Genomic DNA, 23,639 nt, shown 5'->3' with positions numbered 1-23,639 from the left:
TCGTAAGACTCGCTCCGTGGTGGTCGATTGTCGGGCGATATCGCTGCAAAAGCCGACCACCGTGGTGGGCAACGGATCCCACCGCGGTGGCGGCGACTGGCCGAGTAGTAGCTCGGTGCGCTACACGTGCGCGATGGCGGACCAGCCTGCGACGTCCTGCGGCTGGCGCGGGCCGGGGCCGGTGTAGATGGCGGCCGGGCGGACCAGCTTGCCCAGCTGCTTCTGCTCCAGGATGTGGGCACACCAACCAGCGGTGCGGCCACAGGTGAACATCGCGGGCATCATGTGCGCGGGGACCTCGGCGAAGTCCAGGATGACCGCCGCCCAGAATTCCACATTGGTCTCGATGGCGCGGTCCGGACGACGCTCGCGCAGTTCGGCGAGCGCGGCCTGCTCAAGCGCGGCGGCGACCTCGAAACGCGGGGCGTTCAGGCGCTGCGCGGTGGCGCGCAGTACGCGGGCACGCGGATCCTCGGCCCGGTACACCCGGTGGCCGAAGCCCATCAGCTTTTCCTTGCGGTCGAGGATGCCCTTGACCAAAGCGCGTGCGTCACCGGACTTCTCGACGGCCTCGATCATCGGCAGCACGCGCGCGGGTGCGCCGCCGTGCAGCGGACCCGACATCGCGCCGATCGCACCGGACAGCGCCGCGGCGACATCGGCGCCGGTCGAGGCGATGACCCGCGCGGTGAAGGTGGAGGCGTTCATGCCGTGCTCGGCGGCGGAAACCCAGTAGGCGTCGATGGCCTCGGTGTGCCGCGGATCCGGGTCGCCCTTCCAGCGGGTCATGAACCGCTCGGTCACCGTGGTGCACTCGTCGATCTTCTTCTGCGGCACCGCGGGCTGGTAAATACCGCGCGCGGACTGCGCGACATAGGACAGCGCCATCACCGAGGCGCGCGCCAGATTCTCCCGCGCGGTCTCGTCATCGATGTCCAGCAGCGGTTGGTAGCCCCAGATCGGGGCGAGCATGGCCAGTCCGGCCTGCACGTCGACGCGCACGTCACCGGTGTGCACCGGCAGCGGGAACGGCTCCGCGGGCGGCAGGCCGCGGCCGAATTCGCCGTCCACCAGCAGTGCCCACACATCGCCGAAGGTCACCCGCGAGCCGACCAGGTCCTGTATATCGACGCCGCGGTAGCGCAGCGCGCCGCCGTCCTTGTCCGGCTCGGCGATATCGGTGGTGAATGCCACCACGCCTTCGAGGCCGCTGACAAAATCAGGGGGTACGGCGGTCTGCCCACTGGGCACCGCATGGCTGGTAGTCATTCTGTGACTCTCCTTGCACTTCGGTTCGTTCCTTCGCGACTGCTTGCAGGTCGCTGGAAATGGCCTGTTCTCGTCGATGAGGGGTGTGGCTCGCCGAGCACATGCCGATCAACAAAACCTTAGCTCCCTGCTACCGCGGAGTAACGTCTGGCCCATGCGTGACCTGGACAATTCATCTCTCGGTCAGGAAATGGCCGCAAATGATCGGGTTCTTTTCCCGGCGACCGATTTGGCCGCCATGCGAGTCGACTACGGCGGCATGCCATTCGGCAGCGGCGAGGACACCGATCTGGACGAAACCTGGCTGGCAGGCGGCTGGGAGCCGCTGCTGCGGCACTGGATCGAACAGGCCACCGCGGTCGGTATTCCCGAGCCCAATGCCATGGTTGTCGCGACCGTCGCACTCACCGATGTCGGACCGCGTCCGGTCGCACGAACGGTGCTGTGTAAAGGCCTCTCACCGGAAGGTGTGACTTTTTACACGAATTACGACTCGGCCAAGGGCAACCAGCTGGCGGGCGTTCCATTCGCAGCCGCGACCTTCGTCTGGCCCGCGCTCGGGCGACAGGTTCATGTGCGTGGGCCGGTCGAGCTGGTCTCCGCCGAGACGACCGCCGTCTACTGGCGCTCCCGGCCTCGCGATTCGCAGCTGGGCGCCTGGGCTTCGCGGCAGTCCAGGCCGATCGCCTCCCGCGCCGAACTCGATCGCACCCTGGCCGAGACCACCGCACGCTTCGCCGACGTCGACGAGATCCCGGTGCCGCCACACTGGGGCGGCTACCTGATCCGACCCGACGAGGTGGAGTTCTGGCAGGGCCGCCGGGGTCGGCTGCACAATCGGATCCGGGTGCGGATCAGCGGCGATGTCATGACGGTCGACCGACTACAACCTTAGAAATCGTGGCGACCCCAACCTTGTTGGCCTACTGACCGACTCATTACGCTGCGGTCGGTGAAACTGCTCGCCGACACCACCCCACTGCGCTATCCCGATTTCCGACGGTTGTGGACCAGCAACATCGTCACCGTCATCGGTTCGCAGTTGGCCGTGGTGGCCGTCCCGCAGCAGATATTCGAGATCACCGGCAGCTCAGGCTATGTCGGCCTGGCCGGTCTGTTCGGCCTGGTCCCACTGATCGTATTCGGTCTGTGGGGCGGTGCGCTGGCCGATGTGATGGACCGGCGCAAGCTCATGCTCATCACCAACTGCGGTACCGGTGTGACCGCACTCGCCTTCTGGGTGCAGGCTGCGGCCGGACTCGACAACGTCTGGATCGTGCTCGGACTTTTCGCCGTGCAGCAGGCGCTCTTCGCGGTGAATCAGCCGACCCGCAGCGCCGCCATCCCGCGGTTGCTACCCACCGAACATCTGGCCGCCGCCAGTGCGCTCAGCATGACCGTGCAGCAGACCGGCGCCATTGCCGGGCCGGTGCTCGCAGGTGTGTTGATCCCCGTCGTCGGTCTGTCCACCCTGTATCTGATCGACGCGATCGCGCTGCTCGCCACCATCTGGGCGGTGTGGCGGCTGCCCGCCATCCCACCGACCGGAACCGCGCGCAAGGCCGGATTCCGCACCGTCCTGGACGGTTTCGCCTATCTGGCGACGCAGCGCATCCTGCTCGCCTCCTTCGTGGTCGACGTGATCGCCATGGTGTTCGGCATGCCGCGTGCGCTCTATCCGCAGATCGCGCACGAGACCTTCGGTGATCCGGCAGGCGGCGGCGTCGCGCTCGGCTTGCTGTTCGCTTCCATCTCGGTCGGCGCGGTGCTCGGCGGAGTGTTCTCCGGTTGGATCTCGCACGTGCGACGCCAGGGTCTCGCGGTGGTGGTCTGCATCGCGCTCTGGGGGGCGGCCATGGTCGGCTTCGGCGTCGCCGTCGGCTGGACCGGTCATGGCCTCGGCATCGGACCCGGACTGTGGATCGCGTTGGCCTGCTCGGCCTTCGGCGGGGCAGTCGATATGGTTTCGGCCGCGCTGCGCATCGCCATGCTGCAGGCGGTCACCACCGACGAGATGCGCGGCCGCCTGCAAGGCGTGTTCATCGTGATCGTCGCGGGTGGCCCGCGCATCGGTGATGTTGCCCACGGTTTTGCCGCAGCGGCCCTGGGTACCGCGGTCGCCGCGGCGGGTGGCGGCGTGCTGGTCGTTATCGGGGTGTCGCTGGCTGCGCTCGTGTTCCCGGCCTTCGTGCGCTATCGCGTCGCCAGGTCGCACTCGGTGCCGGTGTCCGACAGCGCGACAAACCTCACCTGACGCGAAGTTGTTTGTGAGGTCGACCGGTGGGCACCCTCGTTCTCGGGCCGTGCGAGCAGCGACTAGCGTCTAGGTGAGTGCACCGCCGTGCCGACCGCACCCCGATGCCGACGGTCCTAGCCTGAGAGGGATCCTTCCGTGCCCGAAAAAGACCACATCAACGACGCCAAGCCGATTTTGAGCTACCCCGGCGGCGAATATGCCATGACGATCGCCGAAGCCAAAGAAGGCAATGACGGCGTCGACCTCGGCAAAATGCTGGCCAGCACCGGGTATGTGACCTACGACCCCGGATTCATGAACACCGCGCCGACCAAGTCGGCGATCACCTACATCGACGGCGAAGCGGGCATCCTGCGCTACCGCGGCTACCCGATCGACCAGCTTGCGGAGTCCTCGAACTTCATCGAGGTCAGCTATCTGCTGATCTATGGTGAGCTGCCGACCCAGGCGCAGCTCGACGAGTTCACCGACCGGATCCGCCGCCACACCCTGCTGCACGAGGACCTCAAGCGGTTCTTCGACGGCTTCCCGCGCAACGCGCACCCGATGCCGGTGCTGTCCTCCGCGGTGAACGCGCTTTCGGCGTACTACCAGGACTCGCTGGACCCGAAGGATCCCGAACAGGTCGAGCTGTCGACCATCCGACTACTGGCGAAGCTGCCCACCATCGCGGCCTACTCGTACAAGAAGTCGGTCGGCCAGCCCTTCCTCTACCCGGACAACTCGCTGAGCCTGGTGGAGAACTTCCTGCGGATGACCTTCGGCTTCCCGGCCGAACCCTACGAGGTCGATCCCGAGATCGCGGCCGCACTCGACATGCTGCTGATCCTGCACGCCGACCATGAGCAGAACTGCTCCACCTCGACCGTGCGCCTCGTCGGCTCCTCCGACGCCAACCTGTTCACCTCCGTCTCCGGTGGCATCAACGCGCTGTGGGGCCCGCTGCACGGCGGCGCGAACCAGGCCGTGCTGGAGATGCTGGACGGCATCAAGGCCGAGGGCGGCAACGTCAAGGACTTCATTCGCAAGGTCAAGAACAAGGAAGACGGCGTGAAGCTCATGGGCTTCGGGCACCGCGTCTACCGCAACTACGACCCGCGCGCCTCGATCGCCAAGAAGCATGCCGACGCGATCCTGTCCAAGCTCGGCGGCGACGACGAATTGTTCGATATCGCAAAGTCTCTCGAAGAGGCCGCGCTCACCGACGAGTACTTCATCTCGCGCCAGCTGTACCCGAACGTCGACTTCTACACCGGTGTCATCTACAAGGCCATGGGCTTCCCGACCCGCATGTTCACCGTGCTGTTCGCGATGGGCCGGCTGCCTGGCTGGATCGCACACTGGCGGGAAATGCACAGCGAGCCTTTGAAGATCGGCCGTCCGCGCCAGATCTACACCGGTTACGGACACCGCGATTACCACGAAATCAACGGCCGCTAATTTCAACCGAATCCACCATCACCTATCAGAGGGGATAGCCGAATGACCAAGCCGGAGATCGAGTTCCAGGCGGGCCCCGCGCCCACCGAGCTGGTTATCAAGGACATCGTCGAGGGCGAGGGCGCCGAGGCCGTGCCCGGCGGCACCGTCGAGGTGCACTATGTCGGCGTGGAATTCGAATCCGGCGAGGAGTTCGACTCCTCCTGGAAGCGTGGCGAATCGATCAGCTTCCCGCTGCGCGGCCTGATCCAGGGCTGGCAGGACGGCATCCCCGGCATGAAGGTCGGCGGCCGCCGCCAACTGACCATCCCGCCGCATCTCGCCTACGGCCCCGCTGGCTCCGGCCACCAACTCTCCGGCAAGACGCTGGTCTTCGTGATCGACCTGCTCAACGCCAGCTGAGCTGAAAACCCGACTGCGGCCCGTGCTCTCGTAGAGCACGGGCCGCAGTTCGTCTTACGCTGGCTCGGCGGCCGGGTCGGCCTCAGGGGCCTGCTCCACCTGACGGATGATTCGCTTCAGCTGGGAGATCTCGTCGTGCAGTGCTCGCTTCCCGGCTTCGGTCAGGTGGATCCAGGTACGGCCGCGTTTGCCCTCATAGCCTTTCTCGATCTCCACCAGCTCGGCCTTCTCCAGCACGGTCAGGTGCTGGGAGAGGTTGCCGGTGGTCAGATCCAGCGTGGCCCGCAGAAAGCCGAACTCCACGCGCCGGGCCTCGTGGGCGACGGCGAGGATGCCCAGCCGGACGCGCTGGTGCACGACGTCGTCGAGTCCGTTCGTCGGATGGGTCATAACCCACGCCGTTCGGCTAGGGCGAAGCCCATGCCGCCGAGGAGCAGCACACCTCCGGTGACAACCAGGCCGGGCAGGAAGCTCCACGTCGGGTCGAGGTTCAATCCCATTCTCCGCCTACCCATTCCACACGCCAGGAGCGCGACGATCAGATAGCCGATGGCGAAAGCCAGTAGCGGCCAATTGCGTTCCACCCGGGCCAGCACGAACAATGCCAGGCCGATGGAAATCAGCGGGACCATGCCGACAGCGACCGGACCGGTCGGAAAGTAGCCCTGCAGGTCGAGTTGCTGGGCCCACGCCGATGCGATGCCGAGCACCAGCCCCGCCGCGATCCCCGAGCCTACATACGGCAGGATGCGGGCGCCGACCCCGCGGCTGCGGGCCCGGTACATGTACACGACCGCGATCGCCGTGTAGGCCAGGACAAAGGCGACGATCCAGTAAACCCCGACGGGCCAGCCGACGACTTGGACGCAGGTACCCCGGTGAATGATCTCTACGCCGCCGCGGGCGCCCAACGCCGGATCGCATGTGACGACGTGTCGTCCCAATCGGTAGCAGGGCGCCGACGCGAGGACCACCAAACCGAGCAGCACGAGCGGGAACCAGGTACTGCGCTGCGCGAGGCGCACACGGCGGGTGAGTTGTCGGGTGGCCGAGAGCGCCTGTCGGGCGGTGTCTACGGAATCAGCCGCATGGTCTGTCATGGAAGCATGCTTGCATCACAAGCAAGTCTTGGCAACACGCACTATCCATGGCTGATCAGTTGCGGACCACCTCGACCGGGTCTGTCAACGCAAGCGCCAGTGCGGACTGCTGGGTGCTGCTGCGCTGGGGTAGTGCTGCGACGGCCTTGTCGGTTTGGGTGCTGAGGTTGGTCACGATCTGCTGGAGTTGGGTGACGCCGCCGGTGAGTTGGCTTATCGCACTTACTAATTGAGCGCCACCCTGGTCCGCCAGTTGCGGTAGGCCTTCGGCGAGCTTCGCGCCCTCGGCCAATTGCGCACTGGCGCCGGTCAATCGGTCCACAACTGTGCGCAGGAGCGTGCCCAGGTCGGTGCTCGGATCGACCGCGCTGCCGACCAGATCGCCGAGACCGGTCAACTGGGATCCGGCCTGGCCGGAAACATTTCGCAGCCCTTGGAGTTTCGCGATGATGTCGGCGACCTGCGGATCACCCGCGAACGGCAGCGCGCGCATCAGCGGCAGGATCTGATCCAGACCGCCGCTCACCGTATCAGCGGTCTGCTGTACCTGCCCGATCGTGACGCCTGTCGAATCCAATGCCGAGGCAAGCTGATTCGCCTGCGCGGCCGCGCCGGAGACGGTCGAGTTCAGCAGCGCGATGGCCGAAGTCAGCTGTGCCGAACCCTCTTTGGCATAGGTCAGGAAGCCGAGCAGCTGATCCGCGCCCGCGCTGAACTGATCGGCACCAGCGGCCGCGGCATTCACCCCGGCATTGAGCAGTTGGGTGGTGAACTGCACCGAGGTCATCTGCGTGCGCGCCTGCGCGACGGCGGCCAGGGCGGCATCGACACCGGATGCGCCGATCCGGTGCGTCACCGTATTCACTGCGCCGTTCACCACATCCGCGTCCGCGCCCTTGTGCGTATCCACCGTGACCTTGGCCCGTTTCGGCTGTGCGCTCGCCAGCGTGCCCATGGATTCGGTGAGATCGGCGGGCAGGGTGATCACGGCCGCGTAGTCATCCGCGTCGAGTTCACCCGGCTTGCCAACGGTCCACTCGTAACCGCCGCCGTCCTGCTGCAGTCCCTGCGCGATGCGCGCACCCGTCGGCCCGGTATCGGCATTCACCAATGCGATACCGCCGGGTGAACCGGATGATCTCGAGCAAGCGGTGACGGCGCCACCGAGCGCCCCGGCGATGACAACGGCAACGGCGAGCAGGGCCCAGCGGGCGCGATTTCCAGCCACGTCTGCCGACCCTAGAACTCCGAATTGGCCGAACTCTGAGAATTCCGTAAGGGCCGCAGATGATCAGGAGAGTTCGGCGCCGGTGGGCTCCTCGGTCCGCGTCGCCTCGACCACCCGGCCGAAATCGAGCTTGACCAGCTGGTCCGCGTGGTGGAAATAGCGATCGTCGTGGGTGATCACGATGACGGTCTTCCCGCGCTGTTTGAGCTCGGTGAGGATCTCCTGATAGAAGACGTCGCGGAATTTGGGTTCCTGGTCGGCGGCCCACTCGTCGAAAACATAGATCTGCCGGTCCTCGAGCAGCGCGGTCAACAGCGCGAGCCGTTTGCGTTGCCCCTGCGACAGATCGATCGTCGACAGCCGACCGTCGCGCACCGTCACCTTGTGCGCGATCTGCAACTCCTCGAGATAGCGGCGCACCTCACCGTCGAGCCCGGGCCGATCGAAGCCCAGGTACTCCTCGAACAGGTGGAAGTCGGTGAAGATCGCCGAGGAGTTCTGCCGGTACCACTCGATATTCTCGTGGTCGATCGGCTCGCCATTGAGCGACAGTGCGCCGGTCTGCGGCACATACAGTCCCGTGATCAGCTTCGCCAGCGTGGATTTGCCGCTGCCGTTGCCGCCGACGATGAAGGTGATCTGCCCGGGTTCGAAGACCAGATCGAGCGGGCCGAGCCGGAATCCGGATTCGTCGTTGCTCTTCTCGGGTGGCGGGCCGAGCGGCATCGGCCGGTTGTCGTGTCCGCTGTGGTCGACGATCCGACGACCGTTGACATCCGGTCGCGGCCCGCCGGGACGTGGACCCCGACCCGGGGGATGCGCGCCGCCTCGCGGCCCAGGCGGCGGGCCGCCGGGACCCGGCGGGAATGGTGGTGGCGGCTCCATCCGGTAGCTGTAGGTGACATTCGTCAGCTCCAGCCGCGCCGAATCGACGGCGGGACGGTCCGTGAACGGCAACCGCTCCTCGTCGTGCATGGTCTCCATGGACAGATTCATCGCGCGGATCTTCGCCAACGCCACATCACCGCGCAGCAGATCCGGGATGCGGTGCATGAAGTTCTGCATCGGCATTGCCAGGAACGTCGTCACCAGGACATACCCGACCATCACATCGCGCGACAGGTCGAGCGGCGCGACCAGCACGAACAGGATCAGCGCCATGGTGCCGAGCTGCAGCGCCTGCCCGAAGCCCTGTGCCACCGAGAATTTGGATCCGGCGTCGACATTCTGCGCACGCAGCGTCGCGGCGGAACCGAGTAGATGCCGCTCCATGAAGTCGCGGCGGCGCCCACGATGCAGCTTCAACTCTTTGATGCCCAGCGTCACTGCCTGGTACGACCGCAACAGCGCGTCCTCGTTCTCCCGCGCCTCGCGATAGATATTGCGCACCCGCCCGAGAATCAGCTCGACACAGGCGATCCCGAGGAGTGTGCCCGCCACGGTCACCGCGAACAGCGGACCCGACACCACGAGCAGGAAGACGAAGCAGCCGACGATGGTGGCCACATCGATGCAGATGCTCGGAATGGCGGTCACCGCCTGCGACAGCGAACGCACATCCTCGGTCAGCGTCGCCATCAGACGGTGCATGCCGAGCCGTTCCAGATGCTCGAGCGGCGCCGAGACGATCCCGGAACTCAGATCCGCGCGCAGCCGGTAAATCGCCTCTTGGGCAAGGCGAATCAGTAGCACCTGCGACACCACACCACTGACCAGAATGACCAGCCCGGTGAGGACGAAGCTCTGGATATTCACGTGCGGATGCGGTTCCGGCGACACCACACCCCTGATGAGAGTCACCAGATAGGTATTGGCCGCACCGCAGATGAGGCCCGCGGCAATGACGGCGGCGATCCGCATCCAGGAGATCGAGATGAGGAATCGGATGAGTTGCATGGTTGCTGCGCTCCCTCAACGGGCGATTTGGCTCAACGGGCGATTTTGGCTGAGACCGGTGCTTACTACCGGCGAATGATGTCGAAGATCATGCCTTCGAGGGTGACCCCTGGCGCGAAGGAAAACGCCACTCCGGTCGAGATCGGCTTCGCCGCTTCCTGCCGAATCAGCCCACCCGTCGCCCGACCACCACCCCCCAAGGAGTCGCCGAGCGACACTGCTTTTTCGAGCACGAAAATCAGCGACACGCTCAGCATATTGCCGAACCTGGCCAAGACATCCCAGCTCAGCGCCGCCCGCTCCGGCGCGATACCGAGCGAATGCACGGACTCCTCGATGATCTTCGGCCCACCCGGATGGATAGCCCACAGATCGACATCGGATTTCCGCAATCCATTGCGGCCCAAGACCTCGGTGATCACGGGATCGACCCCGGTGTAGATGTATTGGGGGAGATTCTCCGACAGCTCGCAGGTGATGCCGTTCTGATTGACGCCGAGCACGATGCCGTCCTCGGCGCCGTCGAAGAGCTGGCTGAAGCTGTCCCGGATCACCACCCGGCCCGGTGCCAGCGGCTGCTGGACCTGACCGGCACCGATGACCACCGCTCCGCAGCCGTCGCCGAACAGGCTGTGGATGATCACATCGTTGATGTTGTCGTCGAAGACGGCGTTCACCGAGCTCAGCTCGATGCAGACGACCATCGCCTTCTTATCCGGATGCGCCCGAACGTAATCCACGGCGGTCCGAATACCGTTCATCGCGGCCGCGCAGCCCATGAAGTTCACCACGACCCGCCCGACCGACGGCGAAAGCCCGAGCTGCTTCACCACCGCGACATCCACGCCGGGCGCGATGAAACCGGTGCTGGTCACGAAGACCAGCAAGCCGATCTCCGCCGCCGCGTCCTCGATACCGGCGAGGGCACGACCAGCGACATCGACGGCCAGCGGCACCGCGTGGCGGTAGAACAGATTCATCCGGTCCCGGATCGTGCCGCGCTCCCGGCCGAACTGCAGGAATTCGGGATCGAGCGGATCGACGACGAGTCGGCGGCTGTCGATCTTCGTCTTCTGGTAGATCCGCGAAATCCGCGCCCGCTGTTGCGGATCGGTGAACAGCTCGGCCACCCGATCGGCGGCGCCGGCCTGGTCGACGAGCTGACTCGGCGCACCGGTCGCGATGCTCTCGATCACCCCGACCGTGGTCGGCGGCGCGGGTGGCAGCCCGTGCTGCACGAGGCCGTGGCCGTGCTCGTCCCCCTGACGAGCCGCCGACGTTCCCTCATCGATAGTGATTGACACGAAATTCTCCCCGTTCTTGTGAAAAATGGTGATCGGCACCGCTGTCGAGCAGCGGTTCGATCGGTCGACCTCCGGAATCGGCTCAGACCGTGCCGATTCCGGTGAATCCCTGCACCGTGTAGACCGCACAGGTTTTCAGCGCCCCGGGCGAGCAATGCTCGCGGATGAAGCCCCAATTCCGTTCCTCGGCTTCGCGCGAGGGCGACAGGAGATAGGTGCGGCAGAGTTTCGGGAAACGGTCGGTGAAGAAACTCTTCGCCGGCAGCCACTCGATGCCGAATTTCGCCGACTCCTCGCGCAATACGTCCTCGGTGGCGATATTGGCGAAACCGCTGCGCTGGAACGGCAGTACGTGATGGACGCGATGCGAACTCAGACCGGCCGCGAGAAAGCAGTCGATATAACGATTTCCGATCACCTTCAGGTCGTAGGCCTGCTCCACCTGATTGACGGCCCAGTCCTCGGTATCGGCGGCCGGGAGTTCCTCGGCCTCCACCTCGAAATCGTGGCTCGCGACGACCAGGAAGGTACTGATCCACAGCGTCACCACGAATTGCACTGCCCAGGCCCAGAAGTCGCCCGCCAGCGTGAATACCACCAACTCGCCAAGCAATAGCGCGCGCACCCCGAACGAACCGATGAAGTGCGGCAGTGCACCCCCCCAGGTTCCGTACATATCTTTGATGCCGACCTTGCGGGTGAGGCGGCAGACATCGAGGAGTCGAATGGTCATGCCGGTCACCGTGTGCCCGAATTTGTGGAGGGTGTGAATCGGCACCCGATACAACCGTGGCACCCGCATCATCATGGTGAAGACGTTCTTCTTGATATCGACTTCACTCTGGGTATGCGGGTGGTGCAGTAGCGCATGTCCGTCCGCGGTGACGAAAGCCAGTGCGACGTAATTGAAATCGAAGGTATTCGTATAGATCTTGTTGAGGCCCTTTTGCGCGCGATGGATCGCGTAGTGGCCGAATCCGGCCAGCGAGCTGCGCAGCAGCACCATCAGGATGACGAAGACGGGCAGCGGCATCCAGCTGCGCTCGAACAGGCGCAGACCCTGCACCGCGAAGTACGCGACGGCCAGCACGGCGACCACGATGTTGAAGATCGTGTCCATGCGCCGCAATCGCGCGGCCAGCTCCGGCTCTTTCAGCCGCGCCTTGACCTTGTGCAGCAGATCGTCTTTATTGTCGAATCGGTACTTCGGAGTGTCCTGCCAACTGTCGAAGCCCTCTTTGAAGAGGAAGTCGGGCGCGTTGGCCTTCGGATGGATGTCCTCGGGTAATGCGTTGCGCCCCAACGCATATCTCTCCAGCATTCGTCCGATTCGCTCGGGATCGCGGTGGTAGGACCCGATGATGGAGGTGATATCGCGATTTTTCGTTCGCCCGATGAAGAACTCGCCGCCGGGATGTTTGGAGATCCATTCGCTCAGATCGTAGGCTTTTCCGTTGTAAACCCACACATTCGAGAGTTGCGGGCCACCACCAGGAGGTGGGCCGGGCGGTCTACGGAAGTCCCGCTCCTCCGCTTCCGGTCGGCTGTTCGTCATCGCATTCCTCCGTGTCTGATCCGCGGTTCGGTGGCCGTTGTCGGCCCCGGGGTTACGGCGTGTATCGCGGACAGGCGCGGGGGCGCTTCATCCGGCGAACCGGATGTCCCCCCAAAGTCACACACACTGCCTGAGCCTTCGTGACAGCATCGTGCTTGCAGCGCCTTACATCTCACTAAACAATCCCTTAACCCGGTAACTTTCGCGTCGGATTCCCCCCGATCTCTGCGAGAAGACCGAACCAAGGGTAACGTCGGCACCCGCAGCATGCGCGGCTCGCCCCTTGATTGGGAATAGGGTCGAGTTATCCTGCGCGACAGGCTAATCTGTCGGGCGAAATGCTGCACTACACCGGGCGGCAGCACCAGCTGTCCTCGTCAAACCACCCGGGTCGTACCCGACCTCGCACTCTTCTGGGGGCAGAACATTGAGTGATCTGACAGCGCGAGCACGCACCTCGCACCGAATCCGTCTTCGCCGACCGGGTCTCGTGCCCGCCGTGGTCGCGGCGTCGATGTTCGCTGCACTGGTGACAGGCTGCGACTCCAGCTCCGACTCCAAGACAACCTCGTCCGCGCCGCCCTCGGGTCAGCTGCCCGAGGCCGCGCAGATCGTGCAGGAGTCCGCTAGGACCACCCAGACCTTGCAGGCCGTGCACCTGAATCTGAAGGTGGACAACCTCACCAACCTTCCGGTCGAGAGCGTCTCGGCCGATGTGACCAACCAGCCGCAGGGCGCCGGTCAGGCGATCGGCGAGGCGAAGGTCCGTACCAAGCCCGAGGCCGACTTCATCCAGGCCAAGTTCCTGGTCGTCGACAAGGAGATGTACGCGCAGACCGGTAGCTCCTCCGCCTATGCCAAAATCGGTCCGGCGGAACAGATCTACGACCCGGGCGTCATCCTCGACAAGGACAAGGGTCTGGCCAACCTCATCGCCCAGGTGAAGAACCCGAAGGTGGAGGGCCGGGAGAAGGTCGACGGCACCGACACCGTGAAGGTGACCGGAACCATCGACTCCACGGTCATCGACCCCATCGTGCCCAAGTCGGGTGACCCGGCAGGCACGTTCCCGATCACCCTGTGGATCGCGGATGTCGCACCGCCGTCGGGTTCGGCATCGGCCCTGCCGTCCACCGCAGCCTCCCCCGGCAACGGCCCGAACCTGGTTCAGGCTGTGGTCAAACGGGATCCGGGCACCATCAAGGTGACGCTGTCGGCGTGGGGTAAGCCGGTCAAGGTCACCGCACCGCCGAAGTAGGACACAGGTACCGCGAACCGGTCCTGGAGTGCGTGACGGTGGCAGCAGCCGTCATCCGCACTCCAGGACCGGTTTTCGCGTTTCATCAGCGGTAGGTGTATGCGTCGACGACCCGTTTCACCTTGTGCAGCGCTTCGCGCAGGGCATCCGGATTTGTCGAGCCGAGAGCCAACCGGAGCGCGTGTGGCACATGCGTAGACGTGGCGAACGGTTCCGCCGTGGACACCAGCACCTGTTCGCGCATGAGCGCGGCCGCTATCTGGTCGGCCCGCACCTCCTCGGGCAGGGGGAGCCAGAGGAAATACGACGACGGATGGCTGACCAGCGGGAGCCCCGCCAGCACCGCACGGGCGATCGACTGCCTGATCCTCGCATCATCGCGCTTCTGCGCTTCCAGCCTGGTGACGGTGCCGTCGTCGAGCCACCGGCACGCGATCGCTGTCATCACCGCGGGGGTGTTCCATGTGGTGGTGCGGATCGCGCGCTCGATGGTGGGCACCAATGTGGTCGGGGCAGCAACGAATCCGAAGCGCAGACCGGTAGCAACGTTCTTGGAGAGCCCGGAGGCATAGACGGTCCGTTCCGGTGCGAGCGCCGATAGTGGTTGTGGCGGCTGCTCGGCCAGGAAGGCGTATGCGGCGTCCTCGATGATGAGCAGTTCGTATCGGCGCGCGATTTCGACCAACTGCTCACGGTGGTGCTGCCCGGTGACCCAGCCCAACGGGTTGTGCAGTGTCGGCATCGTGTACACGGCGCGGATCCGCCGCGTCGCGCAGAGCTGTTCGAGGGCATCGAGATCCGGGGCGTCACCCGCTGCGGGAAGTGGTGCCAGTTCCAGGTGCAGCGCATGGGCGAGCGCCTTGAAGCCCGGATAGGTCAGGGCATCGGCCGCTACGACGTCTCCCGGCCGCAGCGTCGCCATGGCGGTGGCGGCCAATCCGTGCTGAGCGCCGCTGACGATCAGCACCTGATCCGCGCCGACCGGCAAACCACTACGCCGCAGATGGCGGGCGACCGCGGCCCGCTCATCAGGTCGTCCGCCGTGCGGCTGGTAGCGCAACAGGGCCTCGAGGTCACCCCGGGATGCCAGTTGACGCAATGCCTGCCGCAGCAAGTCGGCCTGACCAGGTAGTGCCGGGTAGTTGAAGTTGAGATCCACCACGTCCGCCGCGGCCGCCTGCAGGTCGATGCCGTGGCTGGGCGGCAGCGCGATCTCGCGAACAAAGGTGCCCCGGCCGGGTTCTCCGCTCACCAGACCCATGGCTTCGAGCTCGGCATAGACCCGCGACGCGGTCACCAATGCCAGCCCCTCGCTGGCCGCGAGTTGGCGATGGGTCGGCAGTCGAGTCCCCGAGGGCAACCGCCCAGTTCGGATGTCGGACGCCAACGCGTCCACGACGCCTTTATATCTAGAGACGGCCACGCTCGGATTGTATGCATGACAATTTGTTGATTGTATTGGTTCCCGGTCATACGGTGCCTGGTAACGACCGGGAAAGGCAACCGTCATGCACATCGCCATCCTCACCTTCGAGGGCTACAACGAACTCGATTCCCTCATCGCGCTCGGCGTTCTCAACCGGGTCCGCAAGGCCGACTGGCGGGTATCGATTGCCAGTCCTACGGCGCGAGTCCGTTCGATGAACGGTGTGGTCATCGAGTCGATGGCGACGCTGGAAGAAGCCGGTAGCGCGGACGCGGTCATTGTCGGTAGCGGTGCGCAGACCCGCGAAGTCGTCGCCGACCGGGAGCTGATGGCGCGGTTGCGACTCGACCCGTCGCGACAACTGCTGGCCGGACAATGTTCCGGGACATTGGTTTTGGCCAAGCTCGGACTGCTCGACGGTGTTCCCGCCTGCACCGATCTGACGACCAAACCGTGGGTCCAGGCAGCCGGGGTCGATGTGCTCGAGCAGCCCTTCTTCGCCAAGGGCAATCTCGCCACCGCGGGCGGCTGCCTCGCATCGCACTACCTCGCGGCCTGGATGATCGCCCGCCTGGAAAGTATCGAAGCGGCCGAAAGCGCTCTGCACTACGTCGCTCCGGTCGGCGAGAAGGATGACTATGTGGCCCGCGCGATGCGCAATATCGGCCCATACCTGTACGAGGAACCGGCTACCGCGTCGGACGGGCGGTCTTTCAGGTGGTAGTCCGGCGTTCCGGAAGGTCGAGTACCAGCCGCACACCACCGAGCGGACTGTCATCGAAATAGGCTCGGCCACCGTGTAATTGGGCCTGTTGAGCGACCAGGGCGAGGCCCAGTCCGGAGCCGCCTTTGCTGGCTTCACTGCCGCGGAAGAAGCGTTCGAAGACGGCGGTGCGTTCTTCGACGGGGATGCCGCGGCCGTTGTCGTCGACGGTTATCAGTATGTGTCCGTTAGGGATTCGGTGAGCGGAGACCACGGCCTCGGTGGCGCGGCCGTGTTTGACGGAGTTGGTCAAAGCGTTGTCGACCGCGAGGCGCAGTCCGGCGGGCAGGCCGCGGGTGATCAGTTCGGCGTCGGTATCGATCCGGACGGTCACGCCGGGGAAGTGCCGCATGGCGTCGTGGGCGGCCTGGTCGCACAGGTCGCCGACGTCGGTGTCTACGTGATCGCGTTCGTGGGTGAGGTCGCCCGAAGCGAGGCGTTCCAGTGCGGCCAAGGTGGTTTCGACGCGGCCCTGGCTGCGTTGCACGTCGCCGAGGATTTCGGCGCGTTGGGCCTCGTCCAGGTCGAGGGTGCCCAGCACCTCGAGGTCGGTGCGCATGGCGGTGAGCGGGGTGCGCAGTTCGTGCGCGGAGACGGCGGCGAAATCGCGTGCGGTCTCGAGTGCGGCGGCGGTTTCGGTCTGTGCCTGATCGACCCGTTGCAGTAGGGTATTCACCGCCTCGGCGAGTTTTTCCGCCTCCCGCACTCCGGAGCCGTCGACCGGCGGCTGTGGATTGTCCGGATCGCGGTAGCCGCTGCGTGCGCCGACCTGACGGGTGAGATCGACGATCGGGCGCACTGCGCGGCCCGCGAGCAGCCAGCCGAGTGCGGCGGCGGTGGCGATCGCCAGTCCGGCCCCGGCGAGTACCCAGCGCTGTTGCTCGGCGGTTGTGCGTGCCGCCGCGGTGGACGGAATGCCAAGGGAGACAACGCGTCCCGCCGGTTGGTTTTCGGTGGTGGTCAGCACGCGGAACGGGGTGCCGTTCACGGTGACGGTATGCGATCCGATCGGCTGTTCGGGCAGGCGGATGGGTGTGCTCGCCACGATCGTGTTGTTGTCGCGGACCGTCACCGCCATGTCGTAGTTCGGACCGACCAGTCCGAGCACGCCGACGGCCAAGACCGAGTCGATGAGCACCAATCGCGACGCGATCGCCAATTGCTGGTCGGTCTGGGCCAGGTTGTTGCGCTCGATGGCCCGCGAGGAGATCACGCCGATGATCGTGACGATGATGATCGCGCCGACCGCGGCCGCACCGGCCACCCGGGTGCGCAGGGAGAACGTGCGCTGCCGCCGGTTCCGGGAAGCCGGGAGCTGCGGCGTCATCGCCAACTCACTTGGGCGCTCGCAGTACGAATCCGACGCCGCGGACCGTGTGCAGCAGCCGTGGCGTGCCCTCGACCTCCAGCTTGCGCCGCAGGTATCCGACGAAGACATCGACCACATTGGTGTCGGCTGCGAAGTCGTAGCCCCACACCAATTCCAGTAGCCGCTCGCGGCTCAGCACCACGCCCGCATTGCGGGCCAGGGTGGACAGCAGCTCGAATTCGCGCTTGGTGAGCTCGATTTCGCGACCGTTCAGCAATGCGCGGTATCCGGCGACATCGACCTCCAGCGGGCCGACCGTGATCGCGCCCGGCGTGGCCGTGGCCGGAACGTCCGAGCGGCGGCGCAGCAGCGCCTTGATCCGCGCCACCAATTCGGCGAGCACGAACGGTTTGGTCAGATAGTCGTCGGCGCCGGACTCCAGTCCGGAGATCCGGTCGTCGACGGAGGCGCGGGCGCTGAGCACACAGATGGGGACTTCATTGCCCAGGGCCCGAAGTGCCGTCACCACGCCCGCACCGTCGAGCACCGGCATATTCATATCGAGCACCACCGCGTCGGGCGCCTGCTCGGTCACGCTGCGCAGCGCCTCGGCGCCGTCGCGGGCGACCCGCACCTGGAAGCCGGACAGGCGCAGGCCCCGCTCGACCGACGCGAGCACGTCCTCGTCATCGTCGACGACAAGGACGGTCGGGTTCGCGCTCCGCTCAGTCACATCACTCATTGTGCTCCCCCGCCTCCCCGGATCTTCAGGCCATACCAGCAGGTGCCGCTATGTTTTCGTACAGGTCCTGCGTCGGGTGCCTCGGCATTTTCGGGCGCACCCGGCCAGTTACCCATGTTCCTGCGAGACCAGTCGACCGGTCGGCATCCGGGGAGTCACCTCGGCGTGTCGGCTGGTGTCAGTAGCTGTGGCAGGTTTCGGCCACGGTGCGGATGGTCTCGGCCAGGCCGGATGCACGCGGGTCGTTCTCGGCGTCCTGCGCGGCGCTGGGGTTCTCGTTGATGGCGGCCTGGAGTTCGGCGCGACGCTGTTCGACAGGCTGATCGAACTTGCGCTGCAGTTCGGCCTTCTGGGTCGGGTTCGAGTCGAGCATCGCCGCCAGCTGCGGGGCCTTGGCGTGTAGCGCCGCGTCGACCTGGGCGAAGGAGCAGTCGGAGGTCAGTAGCGGTCCGGCCAGTGTCATCGGATCCGCGGCCGCGATGGCCGGGGAGAGCAACACGGCCACACTGGCCATGCCGCCCGCGGCGAGAGCGGCGACGGCCGGGCGGCTGCGGAAGAGCTTCATGGGGTATGCCTCCAGATTTTCGGGGGTCATGCTGCTTCGAGGGTGCTGTGGATCCAGCGCCCTAGACGCTATTGCCCCGCACTGGCGCATGTGTGAATTATCCCTGAGGATTCTCTAAGGGGTGAAACGCAATGCAATCGCAAAGTTATGACGGCACAATCGGATCGCCGTTGGGTGCAACGACTTCCGGGCCGGGCTCCTGCGGGCGGCTGGCCCGGATCTGGACCTCCAGCGCGGCGAGCACCGAGGCATCTTCGATGGTGGACGGCACCTCGTAGCTATCACCCGCGGTGATCTGCCGGATCGTCTTGCGCAGGATCTTGCCCGACCTGGTTTTGGGCAGCGCGGTGACGACGACAGCGTCGTGCAATGTGGCGATCGCGCCGATCTGCTCGCGCACCCGGGCGATCAGTTCGTCGCGCAGGCGGTCCGGATCGATCTCGACACCGGACTTGAGCACCACGTAGGCGATCGGCCGCTGGCCCTTGAGTTCGTCGGGCAGACCGATCACCGCGCATTCGGCGACGGCCTCGTGTCCGGCGATGGCGGCCTCGATGCTGCCCGCCGACAGCCGGTGACCGGCCATATTGATCACATCGTCGCTGCGGCCGAGCACGTAGAGGTACCCGTCGTCATCGAAATATCCGGAGTCGCCGGTGAGGTAGTGGCCTGGGAACGCCGACATATAGGAGCGTTGGAAGCGGTCTTCGTCGCGCCATAGTCCGGTTAGTGTCCCCGGCGGTAGTGGCAGGCCGATGACGATATTGCCCTCGGTGCCAGGTGCGACCGGATTGCCCTCGGCATCGAGCACCCGCAGCCGGAAGCCGGGTACCGGCACCGACGCGGAGCCCGCCTTGATCGGAAGTTGCTGCAGGCCGAGCAGATTCGCGCAGATCGGCCAGCCGGTCTCGGTCTGCCACCAGTGGTCGACCACCGGGCAGTCGGGCCGATCGGCGAGCAGCGTCTCGCTGGCCCACTCGTAGGTTGCCGGATCCAATCGCTCACCGGCGCAGAACAATGCGCGCAGCGAGGACAGATCGTGGCGGTGGGCGAGTGCGGCGTCCGGATCGGCCTTGCGGATGGCGCGCAGCGCGGTCGGCGCGGTGAACAGCACCCGCACGTTGTGTTCGGCGACCACCCGCCAGAACGCGCCCGCATCCGGTGTCCCGACCGGTTTACCTTCGTAGAGCAGCGTTGTCGCGCCGACGAGCAGGGGCGCGTAGACGATGTAGGAATGTCCGACGACCCAGCCGACATCCGAGGCGGCCCACATCACCTGGCCCGGCCCGACGTCGTAGATATTGCGCATGGACCAGGACAGGGCGACCGCGTGTCCGCCGTTGTCGCGGACCACGCCCTTGGGCTTCCCGGTGGTGCCGGAGGTGTAGAGGATGTAGAGCGGATCGGTCGCCGCGACCGGAACCGGATCGGCGGGTTGCGCGTCGCGCACCGCGTCTGCCCAATCGAGCCACTGCGCCGCGACGGTCTGGGCGGAACTCGGCAGTGATTCGGTGGCGGGCTGTGGCGCGGGGAAGTGGATGGTCGGAAATTGCGGTCGCTGCTTGACGATCACGTGCCGCGGTGCGCTCGTTTCGGCGAGGTCGAGGGCCTGCAACACGATCGGCGGGTAATCGATCGTTCGGCCCGGCTCCAGCCCGCCCGACGCAGTGATGATCAACACAGGCTCGGCATCATCGATGCGGGCGGCCAGCTCGGGTGCGGCGAAGCCGCCGAAGACCACCGAATGCACCGCGCCGATGCGGGCGCAGGCCAGCATGGCGATCACCGCCTCGGGGATCATCGGCAGGTAGATGACCACGCGGTCACCCGCGGCGACACCCAAACGTGCCATCGCACCGGCGAACTCGGCGACCTCGGCGAGCAGTTCGGCGTAGGTGAAAACGCCTCTGGTGCCGGTCATAGCGGAGTCGTATATTAGGGCGGGCTGATCGGCCCGGCTTGCTTCGTCCGGAGTGTCGCCGCCGTGCACATGCCGGTCGAGGGCGTTGAAAGAGGTGTTGAGGCGAGCATCCGGAAACCACCTGGCCATCGAGCGAGCCGTGGTGTCGACGATGTGGGTCGGCGGGGTCACCCAATCGATCGCCTCGGCCGCCTCGGCCCAGAACTCAGCGGGATCGACCAAGCTGGTCTGATAGACCGGCCGGTACGTCTGGTTCTCCGGCCCACCCGTCGCCCGACCACCGCCCCCCACGGAATCGCTACGCGATGCTGTACCCAAACTTGTGACTCCCTAGCCTCGCCTCGATGCCCGCCTCGATAGATCAGCACGATTGTGGCAGACTTCACGCGACGCCCGGGTGGGTGCCGCGACCTTTGGTTTTGCCAGCTATCGGCAGGTCAAGGCCCGTAGCTATACTCAACGTCACCCAAGCTGTTATTGATCCGTTAGAATCTGATGTCACTTATTTGGGCCGTCGTAGACGCAATTTCTCGGCCAGCCGCAGTTCCTCGGCCAGCTCTGCCTGTCGAGCCAGCATGCGATTGTCTAGGTTCGCTGATGGCACGTGGTTGGGGCCAGTTTGGAAAGTGAGTGGGAGATGCGTGACGCCGCAAGGTCCGGCAGCAAACGCTGGGCGCTCGGCAACTGGGACCTGCGCTGGAAGGTTACGGCGGTTCTGGCCGTTCCGCTGGCAGTCGCGGTTGGGCTCGGCGTGTCCAGGATTACCACCGAGTTCGCCGAGGCGAACCGACTGGACGCCGCCGCGAAGAACGTCGAGGCGATACCTGCCGTCACCGCGCTGAGTGCGCAGACCGCTACGACCGCCAGTTCGCAGATGATTTCGATCATGCCGAACGTGTCGATCGTGTCGGACAAGAACCTGGCCGACCTCGACAAGGTCATCGCCGATGCCGAGCAGTCGGTCGGCAAGGTCGACGGTGTTGCCGGCGCGCGCGCGTCGCTGGAAGACATGATCACCCAGGCCAAGGCGGTGCGCGCCCAGGGCAAGAACGTCTCGACGCAGACCCCGGCCGAAGTCATCGGGACGATCGACAGGGTCCGCAACAACAGTGTGCACATCGTGGAGATCACGGTCGGCCAGGTCAGTGATCAGGCCATCGAACAGGCGAAGCTGCGGCTGGTCGACTCGCTGAACACCCGTTACGCGCTGGTCGCCGAGGTCGCCGCATTCCCCGAGGTGCTGCGCGGTTCGGCGGCGGGCGTGCAGAGCGCGATCACCGCGGCCAATACCGAGCGGGCGATGCTCAACGTGCTTGCCCACCGCTTTTCCGATGGCGATACCTCGATCGCCGATCTGCGGGCCGGTATCGATAACCGGATCTCACTGCTGACCAGCCCGGAGGCGCAGTCCGGCAAGATCCCGGTCGGTGATCTGAAGAACTCGCTCACCGGCAGCCTCGATGTCTACGAGCGCGTGGTCACCAAGTCCACCAAGGACATCGACTCGGCGATGAGTTCGCTGGTGTCCAACGCCAACACCGGCGCGTGGACCTATACCGCGGTCGTCATCGCGACCATTCTCGCCGCGCTGTTGCTCGCGGTCTTCGTCGCGCGATCGATGATCGTGCCGCTGCACCGGCTGCGTCTGGCCGCGCTGCGCGTGGCCGAGAGCGATCTGCCGCACGAGGTCGCCCAGCTGCGTAACGGCGCGTCCCCGGAGGATGTGCCGCTGGAGCCGATGCCGATCCGCAGCCACGAGGAAATCGGTCAGCTGGCCCGCGCCGTCGACGATATCCACGGCCAGGCGCTGCGCTTGGCCAGTGACCAGGCGCAGATGCGTGCCCAGGTCAACGACATGTTCGAAACCCTGGCGCGGCGCTCCAAGTCGCTCGTCGACCATCAGCTCAGCCTGATCGAGGCGATGGAGTACGACGAGAAGGATCCGCGCCTGCTGGAAAACCTGTTCCGGCTGGACCACCTCGCGGCTCGTATGCGTCGTAACGGCGACAACCTGCTGATTCTCGCCGGTACCCGGCAGCGGCGCAGCAAGTCCGCGCCGGTCGAGATCGCGGATGTGCTGCGTGCGGCGATCTCCGAGGTCGAGGACTACGAACGGGTGAAGCTCGGTGCGACACCGCGCGGTTCGCTGGTCGAGCCCGCCGCCTCGGATATGGCGCACCTGTTCGCCGAGCTATTGGACAACGCGCTACGCGCGTCGCCGCCGGAGACCGACGTGAAGTTCACCTTCGCACAGGGACACGACCAGGGCATGCTCATCGAGGTCGCGGACCGCGGCATCGGTATGCCGCCCAGCGAAATGGCCGATATCAACCGGCGGCTCGAGCAGACCGCCGAACCGGGTCCGGACACCGCGCGGCACATGGGTCTTTTCGTGGTCGGCCGATTGGCCGAGCGCCACGGACTCACCGTGCGGCTGCGCCCGACCTTCGATACCGCACGCGATCCAGGTGTCACGGTCACCGTGCAGGTCCCGGCCGGTCTGATCGTGCTCGGACAGGGCCAGACCACGGCGATGCCGCAGGCGACACCGCAGGTCGCCGCGGCCGTTCCGCAACGGCAGTCCGCCGCGGCATCGATGCAGATGCGCGCGATCACCAGGACGCCGGGTGGCAATGTCATGGTCACCGTCGATCCCGGTGTGAGCGGACCGATTCCGACGAGCAGTCCGGCACCGGCCGCGGGCAGTGGTCCGATCCCGACGGCGGGCGGTCTACCGCAGCGTTCGCCCGGCTCGACCATGTCCTCGGGCGCCTCGGGGCTGCGTCAGGAACCGGCGCAACCGAATCCGACCCTGCGCCCATCGGCCGGACAGGCGCCGAGCGGTCCGCAGCGCGGCAAGCTCGCCGCGGCGAATCTGCCGAGACGCAATGTCACTCCGGGCGGTCCGCCGCCGAGTCGGCCGGGTGCCGAGCCGACGGTTTCCGGTGGTGGTCTGCCGCCGCGGAATCTGAATTCGGGTGGGCTGCCACAGCGTCAGCCCGGCACGAATGGTGTGCCGGAGGGCGGTCAGCCGAGTGGTGGTCTGCCGCAGCGTCAACCGGGCAGCAACGGCGCGCCGCCGCGCGAGGGCGCGGGCGGTCTGCCGCAGCGTGCGTCGGGGCTGAATGGTCTGCCGCAGCGCGAACCGGGCGCCGGTGGTGTGCCGCCGCGCGATACCGGATCGGGTCTGCCGCAGCGTGATGC

At 65.8% G+C, this 23,639-nt stretch carries 19 protein-coding genes; 7 read left to right on the top strand and 12 right to left on the bottom strand.

What is annotated here, in order from left to right; translation table 11 throughout:
- Nucleotides 1-120: 120 nt before the first annotated feature.
- Nucleotides 121-1,269: a citrate synthase 2 gene (locus tag NP3_RS43650; RefSeq protein WP_063047564.1), complete on the bottom strand. Its 1,149-nt coding sequence runs from the start codon at nucleotides 1,267-1,269 to the stop codon at nucleotides 121-123.
- A 190-nt stretch (nucleotides 1,270-1,459) separates the two neighbouring features.
- Between NP3_RS43650 and pdxH the strand changes: the two genes are divergently transcribed.
- The 4 genes from pdxH (at nucleotide 1,460) to NP3_RS43630 (ending at nucleotide 5,368) form a co-directional block, all read left to right on the top strand.
- Complete coding sequence (pdxH, locus tag NP3_RS43645; RefSeq protein ID WP_063047570.1) at nucleotides 1,460-2,164, top strand: pyridoxamine 5'-phosphate oxidase; 705 nt, start codon at nucleotides 1,460-1,462, stop codon at nucleotides 2,162-2,164.
- A 57-nt stretch (nucleotides 2,165-2,221) separates the two neighbouring features.
- Entirely contained in the window at nucleotides 2,222-3,523 is a 1,302-nt protein-coding gene (locus NP3_RS43640) for an MFS transporter (RefSeq protein WP_063047563.1), read from the top strand.
- Nucleotides 3,524-3,661: 138 nt separating this feature from the next.
- A complete protein-coding gene (locus tag NP3_RS43635) occupies nucleotides 3,662-4,966 on the top strand; it encodes a citrate synthase (RefSeq protein WP_084509660.1) in 1,305 nt (434 codons plus the stop codon).
- Between the two features lie 42 nt (nucleotides 4,967-5,008).
- Nucleotides 5,009-5,368 (top strand): FKBP-type peptidyl-prolyl cis-trans isomerase, encoded by a 360-nt coding sequence (locus NP3_RS43630; RefSeq protein WP_063047562.1) that lies wholly within the window; start codon nucleotides 5,009-5,011, stop codon nucleotides 5,366-5,368.
- A gap of 54 nt (nucleotides 5,369-5,422) precedes the next feature.
- Here NP3_RS43630 and NP3_RS43625 read toward each other — a convergent pair whose 3' ends face one another.
- From NP3_RS43625 to NP3_RS43600, 6 genes are all read right to left on the bottom strand, one after another.
- A complete protein-coding gene (locus tag NP3_RS43625; RefSeq protein WP_063047561.1) occupies nucleotides 5,423-5,758 on the bottom strand; it encodes a transcriptional regulator in 336 nt (111 codons plus the stop codon).
- Nucleotides 5,755-6,468 carry a hypothetical protein gene (locus NP3_RS43620; protein ID WP_063047560.1) on the bottom strand — a complete coding sequence of 238 codons (714 nt, stop codon included), beginning with the start codon at nucleotides 6,466-6,468 and terminating at the stop codon, nucleotides 5,755-5,757. Before NP3_RS43620 ends, NP3_RS43625 begins: the two co-directional genes overlap by 4 nt.
- Before the next feature lie 55 nt (nucleotides 6,469-6,523).
- Nucleotides 6,524-7,696 carry a YhgE/Pip domain-containing protein gene (locus tag NP3_RS43615; RefSeq protein WP_063047559.1) on the bottom strand — a complete coding sequence of 391 codons (1,173 nt, stop codon included), beginning with the start codon at nucleotides 7,694-7,696 and terminating at the stop codon, nucleotides 6,524-6,526.
- Nucleotides 7,697-7,759: 63 nt separating this feature from the next.
- Nucleotides 7,760-9,592 (bottom strand): ATP-binding cassette domain-containing protein, encoded by a 1,833-nt coding sequence (locus NP3_RS43610; protein WP_063047558.1) that lies wholly within the window; start codon nucleotides 9,590-9,592, stop codon nucleotides 7,760-7,762.
- Nucleotides 9,593-9,657: 65 nt separating this feature from the next.
- Nucleotides 9,658-10,896 carry a type III polyketide synthase gene (locus NP3_RS43605; RefSeq protein WP_063047568.1) on the bottom strand — a complete coding sequence of 413 codons (1,239 nt, stop codon included), beginning with the start codon at nucleotides 10,894-10,896 and terminating at the stop codon, nucleotides 9,658-9,660.
- Nucleotides 10,897-10,978: 82 nt separating this feature from the next.
- Nucleotides 10,979-12,451, bottom strand: a complete 1,473-nt coding sequence (locus tag NP3_RS43600) for a cytochrome b5 domain-containing protein (RefSeq protein WP_084509659.1) — start codon at nucleotides 12,449-12,451, stop codon at nucleotides 10,979-10,981.
- A 427-nt stretch (nucleotides 12,452-12,878) separates the two neighbouring features.
- On the opposite strand from NP3_RS43600, the gene NP3_RS43595 reads away from it, so the two are divergent.
- Entirely contained in the window at nucleotides 12,879-13,709 is an 831-nt protein-coding gene (locus NP3_RS43595) for an LppX_LprAFG lipoprotein (RefSeq protein ID WP_063825071.1), read from the top strand.
- An 85-nt stretch (nucleotides 13,710-13,794) separates the two neighbouring features.
- Here NP3_RS43595 and NP3_RS43590 read toward each other — a convergent pair whose 3' ends face one another.
- Nucleotides 13,795-15,132: an aminotransferase-like domain-containing protein gene (locus NP3_RS43590; RefSeq protein WP_063047555.1), complete on the bottom strand. Its 1,338-nt coding sequence runs from the start codon at nucleotides 15,130-15,132 to the stop codon at nucleotides 13,795-13,797.
- Between the two features lie 85 nt (nucleotides 15,133-15,217).
- Between NP3_RS43590 and NP3_RS43585 the strand changes: the two genes are divergently transcribed.
- Entirely contained in the window at nucleotides 15,218-15,859 is a 642-nt protein-coding gene (locus NP3_RS43585; protein WP_063047554.1) for a DJ-1/PfpI family protein, read from the top strand.
- Here the strand turns inward: NP3_RS43585 and NP3_RS43580 are convergent.
- From NP3_RS43580 to NP3_RS43565, 4 genes are all read right to left on the bottom strand, one after another.
- Nucleotides 15,849-17,225: a sensor histidine kinase gene (locus NP3_RS43580; protein ID WP_084509658.1), complete on the bottom strand. Its 1,377-nt coding sequence runs from the start codon at nucleotides 17,223-17,225 to the stop codon at nucleotides 15,849-15,851. The two genes, NP3_RS43585 and NP3_RS43580, sit on opposite strands and share 11 nt — an antisense overlap.
- Before the next feature lie 7 nt (nucleotides 17,226-17,232).
- Nucleotides 17,233-17,949 carry a response regulator transcription factor gene (locus NP3_RS43575; RefSeq protein WP_063047553.1) on the bottom strand — a complete coding sequence of 239 codons (717 nt, stop codon included), beginning with the start codon at nucleotides 17,947-17,949 and terminating at the stop codon, nucleotides 17,233-17,235.
- A gap of 178 nt (nucleotides 17,950-18,127) precedes the next feature.
- The gene (locus NP3_RS43570; RefSeq protein ID WP_245721370.1) at nucleotides 18,128-18,544 is read right to left on the bottom strand and encodes a hemophore-related protein; all 417 of its coding nucleotides are present in this window, start codon (nucleotides 18,542-18,544) and stop codon (nucleotides 18,128-18,130) included.
- Nucleotides 18,545-18,659: 115 nt separating this feature from the next.
- Nucleotides 18,660-20,726, bottom strand: coding sequence for an AMP-binding protein (locus NP3_RS43565; RefSeq protein ID WP_063047552.1), 2,067 nt, complete (start codon nucleotides 20,724-20,726; stop codon nucleotides 18,660-18,662).
- A gap of 346 nt (nucleotides 20,727-21,072) precedes the next feature.
- Here NP3_RS43565 and NP3_RS43560 point away from each other — a divergent pair.
- On the top strand, nucleotides 21,073-23,639 hold a 2,567-nt coding region (locus NP3_RS43560), incomplete at its 3' end, for a sensor histidine kinase (protein WP_084509662.1).

Origin of the sequence: Nocardia pseudovaccinii NBRC 100343, assembly GCF_001613225.1 — a bacterium.
GTDB classification, from domain to species: Bacteria; Actinomycetota; Actinomycetes; order Mycobacteriales; family Mycobacteriaceae; genus Nocardia; species Nocardia pseudovaccinii.
This window is presented reverse-complemented; position numbering and strand designations above follow the sequence as displayed.

Bases quoted from the DNA above. Each gene is read 5' to 3' on its own strand.
- NP3_RS43600 (WP_084509659.1), bottom strand. From the start codon at position 12,451: ATGACGAACAGCCGACCGGAAGCGGAGGAGCGGGACTTCCGTAGACCG.
- NP3_RS43625 (WP_063047561.1), bottom strand. From the start codon at position 5,758: ATGACCCATCCGACGAACGGACTCGACGACGTCGTGCACCAGCGCGTC.
- pdxH (WP_063047570.1), top strand. From the start codon at position 1,460: ATGGCCGCAAATGATCGGGTTCTTTTCCCGGCGACCGATTTGGCCGCC.
- NP3_RS43620 (WP_063047560.1), bottom strand. From the start codon at position 6,468: ATGACAGACCATGCGGCTGATTCCGTAGACACCGCCCGACAGGCGCTC.
- NP3_RS43585 (WP_063047554.1), top strand. From the start codon at position 15,218: ATGCACATCGCCATCCTCACCTTCGAGGGCTACAACGAACTCGATTCC.
- NP3_RS43580 (WP_084509658.1), bottom strand. From the start codon at position 17,225: ATGACGCCGCAGCTCCCGGCTTCCCGGAACCGGCGGCAGCGCACGTTC.
- NP3_RS43575 (WP_063047553.1), bottom strand. From the start codon at position 17,949: ATGAGTGATGTGACTGAGCGGAGCGCGAACCCGACCGTCCTTGTCGTC.
- NP3_RS43570 (WP_245721370.1), bottom strand. From the start codon at position 18,544: ATGACCCCCGAAAATCTGGAGGCATACCCCATGAAGCTCTTCCGCAGC.
- NP3_RS43630 (WP_063047562.1), top strand. From the start codon at position 5,009: ATGACCAAGCCGGAGATCGAGTTCCAGGCGGGCCCCGCGCCCACCGAG.
- NP3_RS43650 (WP_063047564.1), bottom strand. From the start codon at position 1,269: ATGACTACCAGCCATGCGGTGCCCAGTGGGCAGACCGCCGTACCCCCT.
- NP3_RS43610 (WP_063047558.1), bottom strand. From the start codon at position 9,592: ATGCAACTCATCCGATTCCTCATCTCGATCTCCTGGATGCGGATCGCC.